Below are 17,828 nucleotides of genomic sequence, written 5' to 3' on the forward strand. Positions count from 1 at the left end.
TGGCCGACAAAGGAGTTCGCCCCTCATGAAGCTCGCCATCGACCCCTACATGTTCCGCGAGGCTCCCCTGCTCGAGCTGCCCGGCCTCGTCGCCGACCTCGGCTACGAGTGGATCGAGCTGTCGCCGCGCGACGACTTCATCCCGTTCTTCAACCACCCCCGTGTGGACGACGCCGGCGTGGCCGCGTTCCGCAGGGAGCTGACGGCTGCCGGCGTCGGTGTCTCGTCGGTGCTGCCGCTCTTCAGGTGGAGCGGCCCCGACGAGGAGGACCGGCAGGCAGCCGTGCGCTACTGGAAGCGCGCCATCCAGATCGCGTCCGACCTCGGCGTCGACACGATGAACTCCGAGTTCAACGGCAACCCGCGTGAGGCGGCGGCCTGCGAGCGGCAGTTCTGGAAGTCGATGGACGAGCTGCTGCCGGTCTTCGAGAAGGAGGGCATCCGCCTCGTCCTCGAGCCGCACCCGGACGACTGGGAGGAGGACGGCAAGCGCGCCGTCGACCTCATCAAGGGGATCAACAGCCCGAACGTCAGCTTCCTCTACTGCGCGCCCCACACGTTCCACCAGGGCAACGACTGCGACGGGATCATGGACAAGGCCGGCGACCTGCTGACGATGGTCCACGTCGCCGACGCCTACGACCACACGGCGTCGTCAGGGCTGCGCTACATCGTCAACCCGCCCGGCTCGCAGGTCACGGTGCACCAGCACCTCGACATCGGACAGGGCGAGGTCGACTTCGAGCAGTTCTTCCGCGGGCTCGAGCGCATCGGTTTCGACGGCATCGTCACCTCGTGCGTCTTCGCCTGGGAGGACCGCGCCCGCGAGTCGAGCGAGTACATGCGCGACACCATCCGCTCCTACCTCGACAAGTGGTCGACGCCGCCCACCTTCGTCTCCCCCTGACCGCACACCCTGTCTCACCCGAAGGACCCACCATGAGCACGACCACCCGTATCACCCACCTCATCGACGGCCAGTCGTGGACCGGCACCGCCGAGCGCACGTCGCCCGTCTTCAACCCCGCGACCGGTGAGCAGACCGGCGTGCTCGACCTCGCCTCCGCGGCCCTCGTCGACGAGGTCGTGAAGTCGGCCGCCTCGGCCTGGGAGTCGTGGGCCGACGCCTCGCTCGCCAAGCGCGCCCAGGTGCTCTTCGCGTTCCGTGAGCTGCTCAACTCCCGCAAGGACGAGATCGGCGCGCTCATCACCGCCGAGCACGGCAAGGTGCTGAGCGACGCCGTCGGCGAGGTGACGCGCGGCCTCGAGGTCGCCGAGTTCGCCTGCGGCATCCCGCACCTGCTCAAGGGTGGCTTCAGCGAGAACGCCTCGACGAACGTCGACGTCTACTCGATCCGCCAGGCCGTCGGTGTCGTCGCCGTCATCTCGCCGTTCAACTTCCCGGCCATGGTGCCGCTGTGGTTCATCCCGATCGCCATCGCCTGCGGCAACTCCGTCGTGCTCAAGCCGTCCGAGAAGGACCCGTCGGCGGCGCTCGCCATCGCCGCCCTCTGGAAGGAGGCCGGCCTGCCCGACGGCGTCATGCAGGTCGTGCACGGCGACAAGGAGGCCGTCGACGCGTTGCTGACGCACCCGGACGTCAAGTCGGTGTCGTTCGTCGGCTCGACGCCGATCGCGAAGTACGTCTACGAGACGGGCACCGCGCACGGCAAGCGGGTGCAGGCCCTCGGCGGCGCGAAGAACCACATGCTCGTGCTGCCCGACGCCGACCTCGACCTCGCCGCCGACGCCGCCGTCAACGCCGGCTTCGGCTCGGCGGGCGAGCGGTGCATGGCCATCTCGGCTCTCGTCGCCGTCGAGCCGATCGCCGACGAGCTCGTCTCGAAGATCCGCGACCGCATGGGCAAGCTCGTCACCGGCGACGGCACGCGTGGCGCCGACATGGGCCCGCTCGTGACCAAGCAGCACCGCGACAAGGTCGCCGGCTACCTCGACTCCGGGGTGGCGGACGGTGCGACGCTCGTCGTCGACGGCCGTGAGAGCGACTTCGACGCCGACGGTGACGGCTACTTCCTCGCCCCGACACTCTTCGACAACGTCAAGCCCGGCATGTCGGTCTACGACGACGAGATCTTCGGTCCGGTGCTGTCGGTCGTTCGTGTCCACTCCTACGACGACGGTTTGAAGCTCATCAACTCCAACCCGTACGGCAACGGCACCGCGATCTTCACCAACGACGGCGGCGCGGCCCGCAAGTTCCAGCGCCAGGTCGAGGTCGGCATGGTCGGCGTCAACGTGCCGATCCCCGTGCCTGTCTCCTACTACTCCTTCGGCGGCTGGAAGAACTCCCTCTTCGGCGACACCCACGCCCACGGCATGGAGGGCGTGCACTTCTTCACCCGCGGCAAGGTCGTCACCTCGCGCTGGCTCGACCCGAGCCACGGCGGTCTCAACCTCGGCTTCCCCCAGAACGACTGACCCCCAGCCGAGCCTCACGCGTACGTACGCGTTCACCGCACTTCCCCTCGAAAGGACCCCGAACGATGGCCGAGTCCAAGGCCCGCAACACCGACGAGCGTTACAGCAAGCTGACGATCGGCGTGTGTCCCGACCAGTGGGGCGTGTGGTTCCCCAATGATGACAAGCAGATCCACTGGGAGACCGCGCTCGACGAGATGGCCGAGGCCGGCTTCTCGGTCATGGAGACGGGCCCCTTCGGCTACTTCCCGAAGGACGCCGCGCGCCTCAAGGAGGAGATGGACAAGCGCGGCTTCCGTGTGGTCGCCGGCACAGGCTGGGGCATCCTGCACAAGCCGGAGGCGTGGGCCGACACCGAGAAGACGTTCCGCGAGATCGCCGAGACGCACGCAGCGGTCGGCGCGGAGTACATCGTGCACCTGCCACCCCTCTTCCGTGACGACAAGACGTGGGAGTTCACCGACGACCGCACGCTGTCGACCGAGGCGTGGAATGCGTACATCGCCAACGCCGACAGGCTCGGTCGCATCATGAAGGAGGACTACGGCCTCAAGATGGTGCTGCACCCGCACGGTGACAGCCACATCGAGACCCCCGAGGACATCGACCGCATCTTCCAGGCGACCGACCCGGAGTACGTGGGCTTCTGCCTCGACACCGGCCACGTCGTCTACGGCGGGGGCGACCCGGTCGAGCTGTGCCGCAAGTACCCCGAGCGCATCTCCTACGTCCACATCAAGGCGATGGACGAGGGGCTCGTGAAGCAGGCCCACGACGAGGACTGGCCGTTCGGCCTCGCTGTCGCCAAGGGCTGCTCGGTGCGCCCGCCGGCCGGTGCGCCCGAGATGCCGCCGCTCATCGAGGCCCTCGCCGACCTCGGCAAGGAGCTCTACGTCGTGTGCGAGCAGGACATGTACCCGTGCGACCCGTCCTACCCCCTGCCCAACGCGATCCAGACCCGCGAGTACCTCGCCTCCATCGGCCTCGGCCAGCTCTGAGCCTCGCGGCTCGGGCCTCACTGACGAAGGAGTCAGACGAATGACTGTACGTATCGGGATGATCGGCCCCGGTGGCATGGGCCAGGCCCACATCGACCGCATCCACACCGTCATCGCCGGCGGTCGTGTCGTCGCCGTGGCCGACGTCGACGAGGTGCGCGCGAAGGAGGTGGCCGCGCGGATCGACGGGACGGCATACGCGACCTCCGCAGAGCTCATCGCGTCTGACGAGGTCGACGCCGTCATGATCTGCAGCTACGGGCCGGCGCACGAGGTCGACGTCCTCGCGGCGATCGCCGCGGGCAAGCCGGTCTTCTGCGAGAAGCCGCTGACGCCGACCGCCGAGGCCGCGCTGCGGATCATGGAGGCCGAGCAGGCAGCCGGGCGCCGTTTGGTGACAGTCGGTTTCATGCGTCGCTTCGACCGCAGCTACCGCCAGATGAAGGCGCTGCTCGACTCGGGCGAGCTCGGTGAGACGCTCATGGTGCACTGCGCGCACCGCAACCCGACCGTGCCCGAGCACTACACGTGGGACATGGCGATCAACGACACCGCCATCCACGAGGTCGACACGATGCGCTGGCTCCTCGGCGAGGAGTTCGTGTCGGCGCGTGTCGACAAGCCGAAGAAGACGTCGCTGCGCTTCGAGCACCTGCAGGACCCGTTGGTCCTCATCCTCGAGACGGAGTCGGGGGTGCGCGTCGACGACGAGATCTTCGTCAACTGCCAGTTCGGCTACGACATCCGCTGTGAGGCCGTCGCCGAGAAGGGCACGGTGTCGCTGGCCGACCAGAACGCCGTAGAGGTGCGCGACGGCTCCGGCCACCGCAACTCGATCGCGCGCGACCACAACGACCGCTTCTGGGGAGCGTTCGTCACCGAGGTCCAGGAGTGGATCTCCGCCGTGGCTCGCGGCGAGCACACCGGGTCGACGTCGTGGGACGGGTATGCCGCCGCCTGCGTCTGCGACGCCGGCGTCCGCGCGCTCACGGACGACGGGGTCGTCAAGGTCGAGATGATCGCGAAGCCCGACTTCTACTCCTGACGAGGTGCCCCCGCGGCCGTCCCCCAACGTTCGACTCGCGTGGACAGATGGTCCGGGCGTGGATACTTTGGGCAGATCGTCGCGGGGGCGGTCAGCCTCCGCGGTCCGATCGAGAGGGCCGTCCCATGTCTCGTCACGTGAACCCTTGTCCCTCAGTCCCGTCGGACCGGTCGGCCTGACGTGGCCGGTGCGGGCCCGGAGCTGAAGCGGGCGCTCAACCAGCGGCAGCTGACGATGATCGCCATGGGCGGCGTCATCGGCGCGGGCCTGTTCGTCGGGTCCGGGACCGTCATCCACGACACCGGTCCGGGCGCGTTCATCACCTACGCCCTCTGCGGAGTCCTCATCATCATGGTGATGCGGATGCTCGCGGAGATGGCGGTGGCCAACCCCTCGACCGGATCGTTCGCCGACTACTCCCGCAAGGCCCTCGGCGACTGGGCCGGCTTCTCCGTCGGGTGGCTCTACTGGTACTTCTGGGTCATCGTCGTGGGCTTCGAGGCGGTGGCGGGAGCCAAGGTCATCAACTTCTGGCTCCCGGGCGTGCCGACGTGGGTGCTCAGCCTCGTGCTCATGCTCCTCATGACGGGCACCAACCTCATCTCGGTCTCGTCCTTCGGGGAGTTCGAGTTCTGGTTCGCCGGGATCAAGGTCGCGGCCATCATCGTCTTCCTCTTCTGCGGCGCACTGTTCGTCCTCGGGATCTGGCCCGACGCCGACCTCGACTTCGGCAACCTCACCGCGCACGGCGGCTTCTTCCCCAACGGTGGACTGGCGGTCACGGCGGGCGTCGTGACGGTGATCTTCTCGATGGTGGGGGCCGAGATCGCGACCATCGCCGCCGCAGAGTCGGACAACCCGGAGCGGGCGGTCTCCAAGGCCGCGAACTCGGTCATCACCCGCATCGCCATCTTCTTCGTCGGCTCGATCTTCCTGCTCGCGGTGATCCTGCCGTGGAACTCGGCCACCCTCGAGGCGTCGCCCTACGTCGCGGCCTTCCAGCAGATGGGCATCCCGTACGCCGACCACGTGATGAACGCGGTCGTGCTGACCGCCGTGCTCTCGTGCCTCAACTCGGGCCTCTACACCGCCTCCCGGATGCTCTTCGTCCTCGCGGCCCGCAGGGAGGCGCCGGCGTCGATGGTGTCGGTGAACTCCCGGGGCGTGCCGACGGTCGCGATCCTGGCGTCGTCGGTCGTCGGGTTCCTTGCCGTCATCATGGCCGCGGTCTCGCCCGACACCGTCTTCTCGTTCCTGCTCAACTCGTCCGGCGCCGTCATCCTCTTCGTCTACCTGCTCATCGCCGTCTCGCAGATCATCCTGCGCTACCGGGCCGACGCTTCGACGCTCAAGGTGAAGATGTGGCTCTTCCCCGTGCTCTCGGTCATCACGGCACTCGCCATCGTCCTCGTCCTCGTGCAGATGGGGCTGACGGCGGACGTGCGCATCCAGCTCGTGCTGAGCCTCGTGTCGTTCGGCGTCGTCCTCGTCCTCTTCTTCATCAACCGCGCCCGCATCGCGCGCCTGCCCGAGCGGGTCGCGCCCGAGCACACCGGTGAGGCCCGGCGCGTTCTGGTCCTCGCCAACCAGACGCTCGAGTCCGACGAGCTCGTGTCGGAGCTGCAGCGCATCGACGCGCAGGGTGGCGCCACCTACTACGTGTGCGTCCCCGCCAGTCCCGTCGAGACCGGCACGGCCGCGACCCACGGGGCCGTCTCCGTCAAGGATGCGACGACCGAAGCCGCGCAGCGACGGCTCGAGCGCACGCTCCAGACCCTGACGGCCCACCGGCTCGACGCGACCGGCGCCGTCGGTGACCATCGGCCGCTCCGTGCCCTGCGCGCCGCCATCAAGGAGTTCGACCCCGACCAGATCGTCATCGTGACCCTGCCTGCGGCTGAGTCGATCTGGCAGCGGTTCGAGGTGGTCGACCGGGCGTCCGAGCTCGGCCTACCAGTGACCCACGTCGAGGCGGCCTCGCTCGTCGGCGCGGTCTGAGCCATGGCGATCGTCGTCGCCTACACCGCACAGGACAGCGGCGCGTCGGCTCTCGAGCTGGCCGCCGTGTTGTCGCGCTCCACGGGCGAGCCCCTCACGGTGGCTGTCGTCGTGACGACCCCGCAGGCGGCGGGGGCGGTGGAGTTCGTCGACGGCAACTACCTCGGCCCGCTCCGCGACTGGGGCGAGTCCGTGCTCGAGCAGGCGCGGGAGTCGCTGGCTCCTGACGTCCGGGCGACCTTCGTCGTGCGTGCGGCCTCGTCCATCCCTGCCGGGCTGCTCGACCTGGCAGCCGAGGTGAAGGCCTCCGCGCTCGTGCTCGGCTCGTCGAGCAAGGGAGCGCTGGGTCGCATCTCCTTCGGAAGCGTGACGGATCGACTCGCCCACTCCGCGCCCCTTCCGGTGCTTCTCGCTCCACGCGGCTTTCGGCCCGCGCCCGGGTCCCGCATCCGCCGGGTCACCATCGGGTTCGGCGGGTCGTCGGGTGCAGCGCACGTGGCGTCCGCGGGGGCTGGGCTCGCTGCGTCGGTCGGTGCGAGCCTTCGGGCGGTGTCGTTCGCCGTCAGGCCGCCGAAGAGGATCTACGGCAGCGTCGAGGAGTCGGCGGACGACCTCGTCGTCGAACGGTGGCTGGCCCGTACGAGGAGCGCTCTCCGGGCTGAGGTGGGGGCTGTGGACGCTGCCCTGGCCGAGCGTCTCGCGCGGTCGCTCGTGGTCGGTGAAGGCGTCTCCTGGAGCGCGGCGATCTGGGGCGTCGAATGGAACGACGGTGACCTGCTCGTCGTCGGGCCGAGCTCCGCGGCGCCGGCAGCCAGGCTCTTCCTGGGCTCGCGCGCGTCGAAGATCGTGCGTTCGGCACCGGTGCCGGTCTACCTCGTTCCGGCCCCGCGGGGCGGCTGAAGGGACCCAGGACGCTCTTGCGGGTAGGTCACACGTGCCGTTGACCGAGTGAGGGGACCACCACCATGACCGACGACAGCACCAGGCTTGCCGTGCTGATCGATGCCGACAACACCTCTCCGAGGCTTGTCAAGGAGATGTTCGACGAGCTCGCCAGCTACGGGACCATCACGGTGAAGCGCGCCTACGGCGACTGGACCAACCCGCACCTCAGCGGTTGGCGAGAGGTGCTGCTCGGCAACGCGATCTCGCCGCAGCAGCAGTTCGCCTACACCGTCGGCAAGAACGCGACGGACTCGGCCCTCATCATCGACGCCATGGACCTGCTCTACTCCGGCAACGTCGACGGGTTCGCCATCGTGTCCAGCGACAGCGACTTCACACCTCTGGCCACGCGCCTGCGCGAGTCCGGCAAGCGTGTCATCGGCGTCGGGCAGCGCAAGACTCCCAAGGCGTTCGTCGAGGCGTGCGAGCGGTTCCTGTTCCTCGAAGTGCTGGCCAACGGCGGCGCCGCGGACGAGGACGACGCCGACCTCGTCAAGATCGAGCCGACGCGTCCCATCGAGAGCGTGCTGACCCGCGCCCTCCAGAAGGTGGACACGGACGACGACGACTGGGCGCCGCTCAGCGCGCTGGGCAACCACCTGCGCCGCACCGACCCGTCGTTCGACTCACGCAACTACGGGTTCGGCAAGCTCAGCGAGCTCGTCCGGGCCCAGGGCTACGTCGAGACGAAGACGGTGAGCGGCGCCAGCGGGAACGGCCAGCTGTGGGTGCGAGCTCACCGCCGCGCCTCGCACCCTGGGGGAGTCCTGAGCGGTCCCCCGGACGCGGGATCTCGGCCGAAGAGATCGGATCTTGCTCCGCCCAGCGGAGCAAGATCCGATCGCCCGGGTCTCGACGGGCCGACGAGTCGTGAGCGACTTTCGTCGCTGGACTCGTGGGTCAGTCTGCGACCTGGAGGGCCTTCACCTCGTCGCGAGCAGCGACCACTGCCGCGTGCTGGCGGGTCACGACCTCGCGGAAGCCGGCGCTGAGGTCCTGCTCCAGCGCCTTCTCGTACTCCCTGACGGCATGGTCCTCACCCGTGACGGCGGCACCGAGGACGCTGCCCGCGTCGTCACCGGTCAGCGCGTCCTTGAGCGCGATCCACCCGCGGTGCAGGGCCGCCGTGGCGGTCCCGCTGTTGTCGACGTCGTCGCCGTACTCGTGGCCCATCGCGACGATCTCGCGGTGGAAGCCGGCGCGCTGCTCGGAAAAGCGCTGCAGCGTCGTTGCCCACTCGGGTCGATCGTCGTTACGCAGCTTCTCAGCGGCGGAGGCGAACCCACGCTCGCCGTCCTTCAGCGTCTCCACGAGCTCCTTGGCAGCCTTGGCGTCGTCCGACATCTTCACTCCTTCGGTCGATGTGCTGGTCCTTCGGGTCCTACCCGAAGGCGCGACGGTGCAACCAGTGACCGGCGGCGACGCCACCCTGACAGCGAGCTCACCGCAGGTTGTAGAACTCGCGGTGCACGTTGGCCGCACGGACCCCAGCGCGGACGAGGTCCCGCTGCAGCGCGCTCACCATCAGCTCCGGGCCGCAGAGGAAGGCGGATAGACGGTTGGCCTCGACACCGACCGTCTCGAGGATCTGCGCGCTCGTGAGCCGCGGTTGCCTCTCGGTGTCCACGAGGTGCAGGAAGAGCTCCTCGTGGTGGCCCGCCAAGTGGGCGACCTCGGCGGCGAGCGGAGCCGGTCCGCGCGCCGAGAAGAAGAAGTCGACGCGGTGCGGCAACTCACCGGGGGCCGCCGATCGGAGCCAGCTGAGCATCGGCGCCACGCCGATACCTCCCGCGACCCACACCTGGTGCTCGGTGCCCCGCTTGTAGTCGAAATGGCCCTGGGGACTGCTGATCACCGCCGGCATGCCGGGGACGACGACGTCGCCGATGCTCGACGTGAAGTCACCCACGGCTCGCACGGTGACGCGCACCTCCTGCTCGCCGGGGCCGCTGGCGATGGTGAACGGATGACGGTGCCAGCCGTCGCGGGCCTCGAGATTGACGAGGGCGAACTGTCCTGGGCGGAAGGCGAACCGCTGCCCGAGCGGTCGCAGCCAGATCTCGTAGGCGGAGTCGTCGATGGGTGCCACCGACGACACCGCGTAGTCGTGGGTCCGGGCCACCCTGCGAGCGAGCAGCTCGCGGAACAGGTAGAAGCCCAGTCCGACGCCACCGACGACGACGTAGGACCACCGCAACAGCGACGAGCCGAACAGTGTGGTGTCCATGAGGCCGTGCACGAAGCCGAAGGCGAGGAAGACGCCGGTGAGGCGGTGGAAGCCGCGCCACAGGCCGTAGCTGCCCACCCACCGCCCGACGATGCGGACTGGCCCGGTCTGCATGAGGCGCTCGACGGGGCCGCGTAGCGGTCTCGGGGTGATGAAGCGCCAGCGCGGCGCGATGGCCCACACCGTGAGCGCCGCGAGGCCGCTGATGCCGATGGTCCCCAGCGTCGGGCCGAGCTGAGTCGCGTTCGGGTTGCCCGTCGTGGCGATGTGCACCCCGATGAGGGTCGTGCCGGCGAGGGCGACCCGGCGGTGCCAGACGGCGGCCTTGTCGACGCCGTCGAAGAACTGTTCCACCCACCTCAGCGTGCTGATGAGGACCAGTCCCACCGAGAGCAGCAGCACGCCCTCGGCCCCGATGAGCTGGCCGACGAACTGGCCGGGATCGCCGGCCGGCCGGACGAGCAGCCAGAACAGGGCGAACGCGGTGACCAAGGCCCCGATGGTGAGGGGACCGACAAGGCGGGTGATGAGATGCGACCCGCTGTAGGGGCGCCGGTGTCGCACGGGCGTGGTGATGGCCATGCTGGGTCTCTGCTTTCGGTCAGGGCGCACGGCGCTGCGCCACGGTGCCGGTCGTCGGCACCCACCCCGATCAGGTTCTGGGGGACACGTACCCAGCCGCTGCTGCCGATCGGCGCAGTGCAGGCGTTCGGCGCCCGCGCTGAGTCCGGCCGGGCTTGCCGTGCCGGGGCCGCGTGGCCGAAGGTGGACGCCATGGAGACGCGAAGGCTCGGTCGGCTGGGCCACCAGAGCTCGGTGCTCATCTACGGCGCTGCGGCGCTCGCCGACGTGACACAGGACGTGGCCGACGCCTCGATCCAGCAGGCTCTCGACGGCGGGATCAACCACTTCGACGTGGCCGCGAGCTACGGGGAGGCAGAGCTGCGACTCGGGCCGTGGGTGCCGCAGATCCGCGACCGCATCTTCCTCGCCACGAAGACGGGTCGTCGCGACCGCGAGTCGGCCTGGCGGGAGATCAACGCGTCGCTGGAGCGGCTCCAGACCGATCGGGTCGACCTGCTCCAGCTGCACGCGATCGGCGACCTCGACGAGCTGGACCGGGCCACGGGCGCAGGCGGCGCCCTCGAGGCAGCGCTGCGCGCGCAGGACGAGGGCCTGGTCGGCGCTGTCGGAGTGACCGGTCACGGCCAGGAGGCGGCACAGACGCACCTCGAGGCGCTGCGGCGCTACCCCTTCGCCACCGTGCTGACCCCGCTCAACCCGGTGCTGTGGCGCGACGACACGTACCGGACGGCATACCTCGCCCTGGTCGACGAGACCCGGCGTCAGGACGCGGGCCTGATGACGATCAAGACGGTGTCTCGCCGCAACTGGCAGGAGGGCGCCGACCAGACGCACACGACCTGGTACGAGCCTTTCCAGCGCCAGGAGTCGATCACGGCCGCGGTCTCGTGGGTGCTGGCGCACGACGAGGTCGCCGGCATCCCGACGGCGGGTGACGTGAGTCTGCTCGGGATGCTGCTCGAGGCGGAATGCCACCGGATCCCGCCGGACGACGCCGAACGGCACCTCTCGGTCGACGACGCGTACGCGTCGCCCTTCGTCGACATGCCGATCTGACCGCACGCCCGATGACGTACTTCTGGGCTGCTGTCGGCGTGCTGCTCGCCGTCGGGCTCGGCCTGATCATCTGGGGTTCCCTGACCGGGCCCGACCGGGAGGGCCGCGACGTGTCGAGGCAGCGCAACCGTGAGATGCAGGTCGGCGCGGTGCCGGTCGGCATCTCGCTGCTGGTCCTGGTGATCGCCTACCTCACGGCAGACTGGCCGTAGCGCTACGGCTTGAGCACCGGGTAGCGCAGGTGCGTCACACCGACGCCCTCGACGACGGTCGGGCTGCCCAGGGTCGCCGGCGTGCCGGTGAGCCGGTCGAAGAGCCGCACCCCGCCACCCAGCAGGATCGCGGCGACGTCGATCTGCAGGTGGTCGAGCAGGCCCGCGTTGAGGCACTGCTGGATCGTGTCGGCGCCGTGCACCGCGACGGACTTCCCACCGGCGGCCTCCTTGGCCTGCCGCACCGCGCTCTCGATGCCGTCCGTCACGAAGCTCACCGTGGAGCCGGGCCGCGGCCAGCCGGCGGGGATCTCGTGGGTGAGCACGAAGGCCGGTCCCCACGCGTGGTTGCCGCCCCAGCCCTGCGCGGCATCGAAGGTCCGACGTCCGGTGACGAGGGCGCCAAGACCGGACGTGAGGTCACGGAAGTGCTGGGCGCTCGGCTCGGACATGCGGAAGGCCATCGGGTCCGACCCGCCGCCGTCGACCTCGACGTCACCCGACCCGAAGTACCAGCCGAAGACGCCCGTGGGGTCGCCGTCGGGGTCGGCGACGTAGCCGTCGAGCGACATGGACATGATCGCGATGACGTCGGACATGGTGATGGTTCCTCTCCGTCGGTGGCGGCCCGGTGTTCCGTGCCCTCACCGTTGCGTCGAACGGACCGCCCCCGTCTCGACACGGGTGGCGGGACCGCTTTCAGCCGTCGTGGGTTCGCGTCCTCCGCGTCAGAGGGCCCGGCGGCTCGCAGCCGACGCGAAACCCAGCCAGGTGTGACGGTTGCCCGCCCAGCACCAGCCGACCTTCGGGGCGCCGCGCCGCTCGCGCCCGTCGCGGCCGGTGCCGTTGCTGATCCAGAGCGCGGGTGTGCGGGCGTCGAGCCGGCCGTCGGCCTTGCGCAGCCGTGACCCGATGGTCATGAAGCAGTGGTTGCGTTCGAGCACCTCCGGCACCTGGAGCGCCCAGTGGATTCCCTCGACAAGTGTCAGCGGAGTTCGCCCCGCACCGGTGATGTTCGGCAGGGCCTCGTCAGGGCTCCAGTTGGCCATCTCGTCGCCACGGTCGACGCCGCCGACGACGTATGCCGGGCCGCTGGGCAGGTCGACTGCCTCTACGGGGGCGAACGCGTCGACGTCCGTCATGTCCTCGACGACGAAGCCCTCGTGATCACCGAGGCGCAGCAGCGGCGCCAACGCCGACGTCGGGACGACGGTCTCGCTGAGGACGAGGAGATCGCTTGCAGTGGAGGGGGATTCGTCCGCGGCGTACGCCCTCAGCTCAGCGGCCGGCATACCTGCCAGGTCGTGGACGCCGAGCGCGACGAGACGGTCGGCCTGGCTGGTCAGCGGGGGGAGGGTCGGGGTCGCGAGAGTGGCTTCGGGCACGGGTCCTCCAACGCTGGGTGGTTCGGTCGGCCATCGTTCAACGCGCACGTATGCCGTGCCGTTCCCTACCACCTCGACGGAGCGTGCGTGGCGGGTTTAGGAGGGTCTAGTACCAATGTCCGATGGTCGGCCATCCGTGTTCGGGAGAAGGATCGGGCACGCACCGTGACACTCAACGCCGAGGAGCAGGTCATGACAGTGAAGAGACGAGTACTGGGGGTCGTGGGGGCGGTGGCGCTGGCAGCATCCGCGCTGGCCGTCACCACCGTGCCGGCACAGGCCGCGTCGTCCAAGGGTTGCGAGGGCGGTGGCTTCCGTCTCGTCAACCTGTCGACGGGGGTGACCGTCGCCGCAGCCGGGGCAGACCGCATCCGCACCACCATTGCTGCCAACCAGCTCGGAGGCACCTTCGGCGTGCGCGGCCGCTACGCCCAGTTCGACGTCCGCTCAGTGGATTTCGCCGTTCTGAACCAGGCCTTCACCGGCGCGCCGAACGAGCTCGACATGACGGGAGGCCGGTTCACGCCCGTCTTCGCGAGCAAGGTTCCCGACCACCGCGGGCTCGTGCTGAACAGCGGGGTCGCCGTGGAGCTCGACGGCGAGGGACTGTCGCTCCAGCGGACGGGGACGGGCCTGTCGATGACCCTCTCCGCCAAGGACTGTGCGCAGGGCGGCATCTTCCAGATGGAGCCGCAGCGAGGTGACGGCACGAGGACTCGTGTCACCCACACCCTCGCCACGTCGGGCACCGCCGGGCTGACGCCGTTCTACTTCGACAACCCGAACTTCCGGGCGCGTGTCGGCCAGTTCCTGGGCTCGGGCTGCACCAGCGTGCAGACGGGCCCGCCCGGCCAGTTCTGCGTGCAGGTGAGCACCCGCGTCAACATCGCCAACGACCTGTCCCCGCGCTTCGTCGCGCGTGACAGCGCCCAGGTGGCCGACCGCGTGCCGAACCCGGCGTGCAACACCGCCACGCCGGTGACGCCCAGCGTCCGACACTGTGGCGGCGTGTCGGTCTGGGACGTCGCGAGTGGCGGACGGATGGGCTTCGTCACCGGTGGCGACGCCACGGAGGTGGCCAACCCGCCGACCGACTGCGTCTCCAACTGCCAGGCCCAGAACCAGGTGCGCGGCCGGCTCGCGAACCTCGGGTTCCCCTTCCCGGTGCCCGGGGGAAGCCGTCTCGTGCCGAGGTCCGCTCCCTGACCGGGGAGGGGGACGGCGAACCCACTCCACCGCTGGGTGAGGTGGGTTCGCCGGCACCCCGCTCCACGCACACGGCTTCGCGGAGCCCGGGACTCAGGTCGTCCTCGACCCGTCGATGCTGAGCTGCTCCCTGTGGAAGTCGTAGTGCTCCACGGCGTACGCGTAGACCTGGGCGAGCGTCATCGTGTCGCGGAAAAACGGGTCCCACCCGACCGGGAAGTGCATCTGGCGACCGAGGGCCTCCTCGGTCTCGGCGTCGAGGCGTCGGTGCAGGCCGTCGATGGTGCGGTCGAGCCGGGCGGTCAGTCGAGGGCCGTGGAAGACGTGGGCGCCGCCCACGGAGCCGAGGTAGTTGACGTGGTGGAACGGCCGGGTCGCGGCGTCCAGGGCGGCGGCGAAGACGCGGCTGAACCGGTCGGGCAGGCGACCGAACAGCCGCACCAACGGGAGCAACCGGCGTACGACCAGGAAGCCGAACGTCATGTGCCACAGCATCTGACCGTTGGTCCACCTCGTCCCGCGGGTGCGGCGACGCAGGTCGTCAGGCGTCGCGCGCGCGACGAGGTCGCGCAGGTCGGCGCGTGCGCGCTCCAGCTCGTCGTGGATGCGCTGCCGGTCGACGACCGGCAAGCTGTCGGTGGCCACGAGACCAGTGTCGCGCAGTTCGCCGCTCAGCCCTTCCGGAGCTCCTCGGCGAGCATCACGAGGATGCCGCTGGGGCCGCGGACGTACGTGAGCCGGTAGACGTCCTCGTAGGTGGCGACGCCGCGCAGCGGGTGGCACCCGTGCCTCGCCGCGATCGCCAGCGCCTCATCGAGGTCGTCGACGGAGAACGCCACGCGGTGCATGCCGATCTCGTTCGGGAGGGTGGGCTCGGTCTCGATCGCGTCCGGGTGGATGTACTCGAACAGCTCGAGGCGGCCGCTGCCGTCCGGCGTCTGGAGCATGGCGATCTTCGCGTGGTTGCCGTCGAGGCCGACGGCCGTGTCGGTCCACTCGCCGCTCACCGTGTCACGGCCGAGGACGGTGAGGCCGAGATCGGTGAAGAAGGCGATCGTCGCCTCGAGGTCGCGGACCGCGATACCGACGTTCTCGAGCTTGATGGGCATGCAGGCACGCTACCGAGTCAGCGCGCGTGGGCCACTCAGTCCCGCCCGAGACTGGCGGCCACGGCGAGCTGGTCGACGAGGTCGTTCATCTCGTGGCCGGAGTGGCCCTTGACCCACTGGAAGGCGACGTCACCGCGGTCGTTGACGGCTGTCACGAGCGGCTCCCACAGGTCGCGGTTTGCGACCGGCTTCTTCGCCGACGTGGTCCAGCCGCGCTTGAGCCAGCCGTCCCACCACCGGTCGCGGAAGCAGTTGACGACGTACGTCGAGTCGCTCACCACCACGAGCGGTCCACTGATCGCCGTGACGGCCTCGAGCGCCGCGCGGATCTCCATGCGCTGGTTGGTGCTGGGTCGCTCTGCGCCGGAAGCGAACTGGTCGCGGTCGATCGCCCACGCCCAACCGCCGGGTCCGGGATTGCCCGAGCAGGCGCCGTCCGTGTAGACGAACGTCGCGCCGTCGGGGGCCGCCATCGGTGCCTTGGGGGGCTTTGGGGCCTTGGGTGCCTTGGGTGCCCGCGATGTGCTCGCCGTCCTGGCGCGCGCCGCTCCTGCTGCCGGCGGGGCCGCCAGGCCAGGGAGGGCGAGCTCGGAGCCGCAGTCCGCGTGCACCCAGACGTTCGCCTCACCGCGGGAGCCGACGATCTCGTCACCCACCCGGATCGGCTCCAGGCAGCGGGTACAGCGTCCGGGAAACTTGGCCAGCACGGTTCTCCTCATGGCTCGGTCGAGGGCAGCAGCGTAGGCCTGCTCGGCCGAGCAGCCGCGCCGGGGTCCCGGTGGCTGGCCGACGACCGGACCTCGAGCTGTTGCCCTACGCGTGTGTCGCGTGCCCGAGGTCTCCGGCCGTCGCGCTGTGACCGCGGACTCAGCCGGCGGTGTTTCTCGGCTGACACATACCCAGTTTCCCCGACGTTGGGTTGGCGTCGCGCCGCGCTCAGAAGTCTCCTCGAAGCTCTACGGTCCGACCGGTGCCCCCGGTCCTGGCCGAGGGCAAAAGCAGCAACTCACGACCTGTGCCCAAAAGGCCGTCATGATCTGGGGTCTCGGGCGTCTACATCATGACGACGAACTGACAAGGGAGACGTCACACGGAGGTTGGCTGGTTCGTGGAGGGACTGCCGGTATCCGCGCCCATTCCTGAGATGGGCGAAGTGAACAGCCCCGCTCACCCGACGGCGAGCGGGGCTGTTCGTCGCGTGGAGGCGGTGGGCGTGTGGAGAACACCCGGAAAGGCCTGCGTCGCCCTCGCGCGGGGAGGAGAATCGGGACGTGAAGATCTGGCCCCTTTCGTGCCACGTCATGGGGTGGCACCAGTTCCGCAGGAAGCCTGGGGACAAGGAGATGCTGGTCTGCCAGAGGTGCGGCAAGCAAGAGCTCGTGTGGACGAAACGCATGCGTGACAAGGCCGACAACCCCTGGTCCTGACCGTGCTGCGGGCGGCGACGGCCTCGTGCTCTCGCCGCGCAGCGCCATCGTCCGCGCGAGCGCAAGGTGCGGTGCTCACCGAAGGCCCGATGCGGCATACGCGGCCTCGGTCATCGCGGCATTGCCGACCGCCCAGTCGGCGTGTTCGCCGCGAAGCACAGACCCTCGAGCTGGTCGAGCTCCTGGTCCTCGTGCTCGATGTTGACGGGCATGTCCGGGTCGATCCTGTGCAGGGCGCGCAGGAACTCGGTCCAGTACGCCGTGTCGTGGCCGCGCCCGACCGCGACGAAGTCCCACGACGCCGTCCGCGGCCAGCCCGACAGCGTCGAGCCGCCACCGAGCGGCAGGTAGCCCGGCTCGCCCTCGGCGGATCGCGCTCTCAGCCAGGGGTTTCCGCTGTCCGATGGGCTGGCTGCAGGATGCTCCCCGGGTCAGCGTGCGACGTCGGCTGCGGCGAGGACGACGAGCTCGGCGACCTCTTCGGGATGGGTGAAGAGGTTGTTGTGCGACCCGTTCAGCAGCGACGTGCGCACGCTCGGTGCCTGGCGCGCCGAGCGTGCGAGCAGGTCGAGCCAGTCGACCGGTGCGAACGCGTCGTCGACACCCGCGGTGAGCGTCAGCGGGAGACGTAGGTCGGGGATGCGCTGCTCGATGGCGTCGTGCAGCCCTGAGTGGAGCATCGCGACGATGCCCGTGCGGCCGCGGTAGAGCTCGGCGGGGTCGACCTCGTCGGGCCGGTCGTGGCGGTACGCCCGCGGCACGGTCGCCGCGAGCCGGACCAGCCGCCGTTGGTCCGGGGTGAAGGTCGGGCCGGCCATGACGAGGGCGACGTCTCGTCGGCGTGCGCTGAGAGCGAGCGCAGCGGTGAGGGCGGCCTGGGCGCCGGTCGAGTGCCCGAGCACGAGCACCGGGCGGTGTGGCGCCTGCAGCTCGATCCACCGGGCCGCGGTCATCCCGATGGCGTGGACGGTCGGACGCGTCGGCCGCGGCCGGCTGGAGCCGAACCCGGGCAGGTCGAGCACGGTGCACTTCAGACCCCGCGCTGCGACGGTTCGTGCCGTCGGCCGCGTGTAGAACGGCAGGCCGAGTCCGGGGAGGATGACGACGAGCGGACTCGTGTCCGTCAGGTGCTGGCCGAAGGCCATCGAGTGGACGATGCGCCCGCGGACGTCGGAGTGCTGGTCTCTCACGTCTGC

General features: G+C 69.7%; 18 protein-coding genes and 1 pseudogene. 10 read left to right on the forward strand and 9 right to left on the reverse strand.

The genetic code is table 11. From position 1 onward, the window contains the following. Positions 1-25: 25 nt before the first annotated feature. The 7 genes from ACXR8F_RS06620 (at position 26) to ACXR8F_RS06650 (ending at position 8,417) form a co-directional block, all read left to right on the forward strand. The gene (locus ACXR8F_RS06620) at positions 26-907 is read left to right on the forward strand and encodes a sugar phosphate isomerase/epimerase family protein (RefSeq protein WP_045192989.1); all 882 of its coding nucleotides are present in this window, start codon (positions 26-28) and stop codon (positions 905-907) included. Between the two features lie 32 nt (positions 908-939). Next, positions 940-2,439 carry a CoA-acylating methylmalonate-semialdehyde dehydrogenase gene (locus ACXR8F_RS06625; RefSeq protein WP_045192990.1) on the forward strand — a complete coding sequence of 500 codons (1,500 nt, stop codon included), beginning with the start codon at positions 940-942 and terminating at the stop codon, positions 2,437-2,439. A 65-nt stretch (positions 2,440-2,504) separates the two neighbouring features. After that, positions 2,505-3,437: a TIM barrel protein gene (locus tag ACXR8F_RS06630; protein ID WP_045192991.1), complete on the forward strand. Its 933-nt coding sequence runs from the start codon at positions 2,505-2,507 to the stop codon at positions 3,435-3,437. Positions 3,438-3,477: 40 nt separating this feature from the next. Further along, complete coding sequence (locus ACXR8F_RS06635; RefSeq protein WP_045192992.1) at positions 3,478-4,482, forward strand: Gfo/Idh/MocA family protein; 1,005 nt, start codon at positions 3,478-3,480, stop codon at positions 4,480-4,482. 180 nt (positions 4,483-4,662) lie between these two features. Continuing rightward, on the forward strand, positions 4,663-6,480 hold the full coding sequence (locus ACXR8F_RS06640) for an amino acid permease (protein WP_458799267.1): 1,818 nt from the start codon (positions 4,663-4,665) through the stop codon (positions 6,478-6,480). Between the two features lie 3 nt (positions 6,481-6,483). After that, complete coding sequence (locus ACXR8F_RS06645) at positions 6,484-7,380, forward strand: universal stress protein (RefSeq protein ID WP_458799268.1); 897 nt, start codon at positions 6,484-6,486, stop codon at positions 7,378-7,380. Between the two features lie 65 nt (positions 7,381-7,445). Further along, positions 7,446-8,417: an NYN domain-containing protein gene (locus tag ACXR8F_RS06650; RefSeq protein ID WP_458799269.1), complete on the forward strand. Its 972-nt coding sequence runs from the start codon at positions 7,446-7,448 to the stop codon at positions 8,415-8,417. Here ACXR8F_RS06650 and ACXR8F_RS06655 read toward each other — a convergent pair. Then, entirely contained in the window at positions 8,326-8,769 is a 444-nt protein-coding gene (locus ACXR8F_RS06655; protein WP_045192994.1) for a ferritin-like domain-containing protein, read from the reverse strand. The two genes, ACXR8F_RS06650 and ACXR8F_RS06655, sit on opposite strands and share 92 nt — an antisense overlap. 97 nt (positions 8,770-8,866) lie before the next feature. Next, on the reverse strand, positions 8,867-10,234 hold the full coding sequence (locus ACXR8F_RS06660) for a ferredoxin reductase family protein (protein ID WP_458799270.1): 1,368 nt from the start codon (positions 10,232-10,234) through the stop codon (positions 8,867-8,869). Positions 10,235-10,426: 192 nt separating this feature from the next. Here ACXR8F_RS06660 and ACXR8F_RS06665 point away from each other — a divergent pair, with 192 nt between their 5' ends. Further along, a complete protein-coding gene (locus ACXR8F_RS06665) occupies positions 10,427-11,293 on the forward strand; it encodes an aldo/keto reductase (RefSeq protein WP_458799271.1) in 867 nt (288 codons plus the stop codon). An 11-nt stretch (positions 11,294-11,304) separates the two neighbouring features. Beyond that, positions 11,305-11,505: a hypothetical protein gene (locus tag ACXR8F_RS06670; RefSeq protein ID WP_458799272.1), complete on the forward strand. Its 201-nt coding sequence runs from the start codon at positions 11,305-11,307 to the stop codon at positions 11,503-11,505. A 2-nt stretch (positions 11,506-11,507) separates the two neighbouring features. Here ACXR8F_RS06670 and ACXR8F_RS06675 read toward each other — a convergent pair whose 3' ends face one another. Both ACXR8F_RS06675 and ACXR8F_RS06680 read right to left on the reverse strand, forming a co-directional pair. Next, positions 11,508-12,104, reverse strand: a complete 597-nt coding sequence (locus ACXR8F_RS06675; RefSeq protein WP_458799273.1) for a dihydrofolate reductase family protein — start codon at positions 12,102-12,104, stop codon at positions 11,508-11,510. A gap of 129 nt (positions 12,105-12,233) precedes the next feature. Further along, the gene (locus ACXR8F_RS06680) at positions 12,234-12,890 is read right to left on the reverse strand and encodes a DUF5701 family protein (RefSeq protein ID WP_458799274.1); all 657 of its coding nucleotides are present in this window, start codon (positions 12,888-12,890) and stop codon (positions 12,234-12,236) included. Positions 12,891-13,082: 192 nt separating this feature from the next. On the opposite strand from ACXR8F_RS06680, the gene ACXR8F_RS06685 reads away from it, so the two are divergent. Further along, positions 13,083-14,096, forward strand: a complete 1,014-nt coding sequence (locus ACXR8F_RS06685; protein WP_458799275.1) for a hypothetical protein — start codon at positions 13,083-13,085, stop codon at positions 14,094-14,096. Between the two features lie 93 nt (positions 14,097-14,189). On the opposite strand, the gene ACXR8F_RS06690 is transcribed toward ACXR8F_RS06685, so the two are convergent. The 5 genes and pseudogenes from ACXR8F_RS06690 to ACXR8F_RS06710 all read right to left on the reverse strand — a co-directional run bounded on the left by ACXR8F_RS06690 (position 14,190) and on the right by ACXR8F_RS06710 (position 17,822). Beyond that, positions 14,190-14,741, reverse strand: a complete 552-nt coding sequence (locus tag ACXR8F_RS06690; protein ID WP_458799276.1) for a DinB family protein — start codon at positions 14,739-14,741, stop codon at positions 14,190-14,192. 26 nt (positions 14,742-14,767) lie between these two features. Further along, positions 14,768-15,205, reverse strand: a complete 438-nt coding sequence (locus ACXR8F_RS06695) for a VOC family protein (protein ID WP_458799277.1) — start codon at positions 15,203-15,205, stop codon at positions 14,768-14,770. A gap of 35 nt (positions 15,206-15,240) precedes the next feature. Next, positions 15,241-15,861: a ribonuclease H family protein gene (locus ACXR8F_RS06700; protein ID WP_458799278.1), complete on the reverse strand. Its 621-nt coding sequence runs from the start codon at positions 15,859-15,861 to the stop codon at positions 15,241-15,243. Between the two features lie 881 nt (positions 15,862-16,742). Beyond that, positions 16,743-16,973 (reverse strand): annotated as a pseudogene (locus tag ACXR8F_RS06705) (hypothetical protein); the annotation flags it as partial. A 90-nt stretch (positions 16,974-17,063) separates the two neighbouring features. Then, positions 17,064-17,822 (reverse strand): alpha/beta fold hydrolase, encoded by a 759-nt coding sequence (locus tag ACXR8F_RS06710; RefSeq protein WP_458799279.1) that lies wholly within the window; start codon positions 17,820-17,822, stop codon positions 17,064-17,066. Positions 17,823-17,828 lie beyond the last annotated feature (6 nt).

This window comes from Terrabacter sp. AAH1, from assembly GCF_054456855.1.

Bases quoted from the DNA above. Each gene is read 5' to 3' on its own strand.
- ACXR8F_RS06620 (WP_045192989.1), top strand. From the start codon at position 26: ATGAAGCTCGCCATCGACCCCTACATGTTCCGCGAGGCTCCCCTGCTC.
- ACXR8F_RS06625 (WP_045192990.1), top strand. From the start codon at position 940: ATGAGCACGACCACCCGTATCACCCACCTCATCGACGGCCAGTCGTGG.
- ACXR8F_RS06630 (WP_045192991.1), top strand. From the start codon at position 2,505: ATGGCCGAGTCCAAGGCCCGCAACACCGACGAGCGTTACAGCAAGCTG.
- ACXR8F_RS06635 (WP_045192992.1), top strand. From the start codon at position 3,478: ATGACTGTACGTATCGGGATGATCGGCCCCGGTGGCATGGGCCAGGCC.
- ACXR8F_RS06645 (WP_458799268.1), top strand. From the start codon at position 6,484: ATGGCGATCGTCGTCGCCTACACCGCACAGGACAGCGGCGCGTCGGCT.
- ACXR8F_RS06650 (WP_458799269.1), top strand. From the start codon at position 7,446: ATGACCGACGACAGCACCAGGCTTGCCGTGCTGATCGATGCCGACAAC.
- ACXR8F_RS06655 (WP_045192994.1), bottom strand. From the start codon at position 8,769: ATGTCGGACGACGCCAAGGCTGCCAAGGAGCTCGTGGAGACGCTGAAG.
- ACXR8F_RS06660 (WP_458799270.1), bottom strand. From the start codon at position 10,234: ATGGCCATCACCACGCCCGTGCGACACCGGCGCCCCTACAGCGGGTCG.
- ACXR8F_RS06665 (WP_458799271.1), top strand. From the start codon at position 10,427: ATGGAGACGCGAAGGCTCGGTCGGCTGGGCCACCAGAGCTCGGTGCTC.
- ACXR8F_RS06670 (WP_458799272.1), top strand. From the start codon at position 11,305: ATGACGTACTTCTGGGCTGCTGTCGGCGTGCTGCTCGCCGTCGGGCTC.
- ACXR8F_RS06675 (WP_458799273.1), bottom strand. From the start codon at position 12,104: ATGTCCGACGTCATCGCGATCATGTCCATGTCGCTCGACGGCTACGTC.
- ACXR8F_RS06685 (WP_458799275.1), top strand. From the start codon at position 13,083: ATGACAGTGAAGAGACGAGTACTGGGGGTCGTGGGGGCGGTGGCGCTG.
- ACXR8F_RS06695 (WP_458799277.1), bottom strand. From the start codon at position 15,205: ATGCCCATCAAGCTCGAGAACGTCGGTATCGCGGTCCGCGACCTCGAG.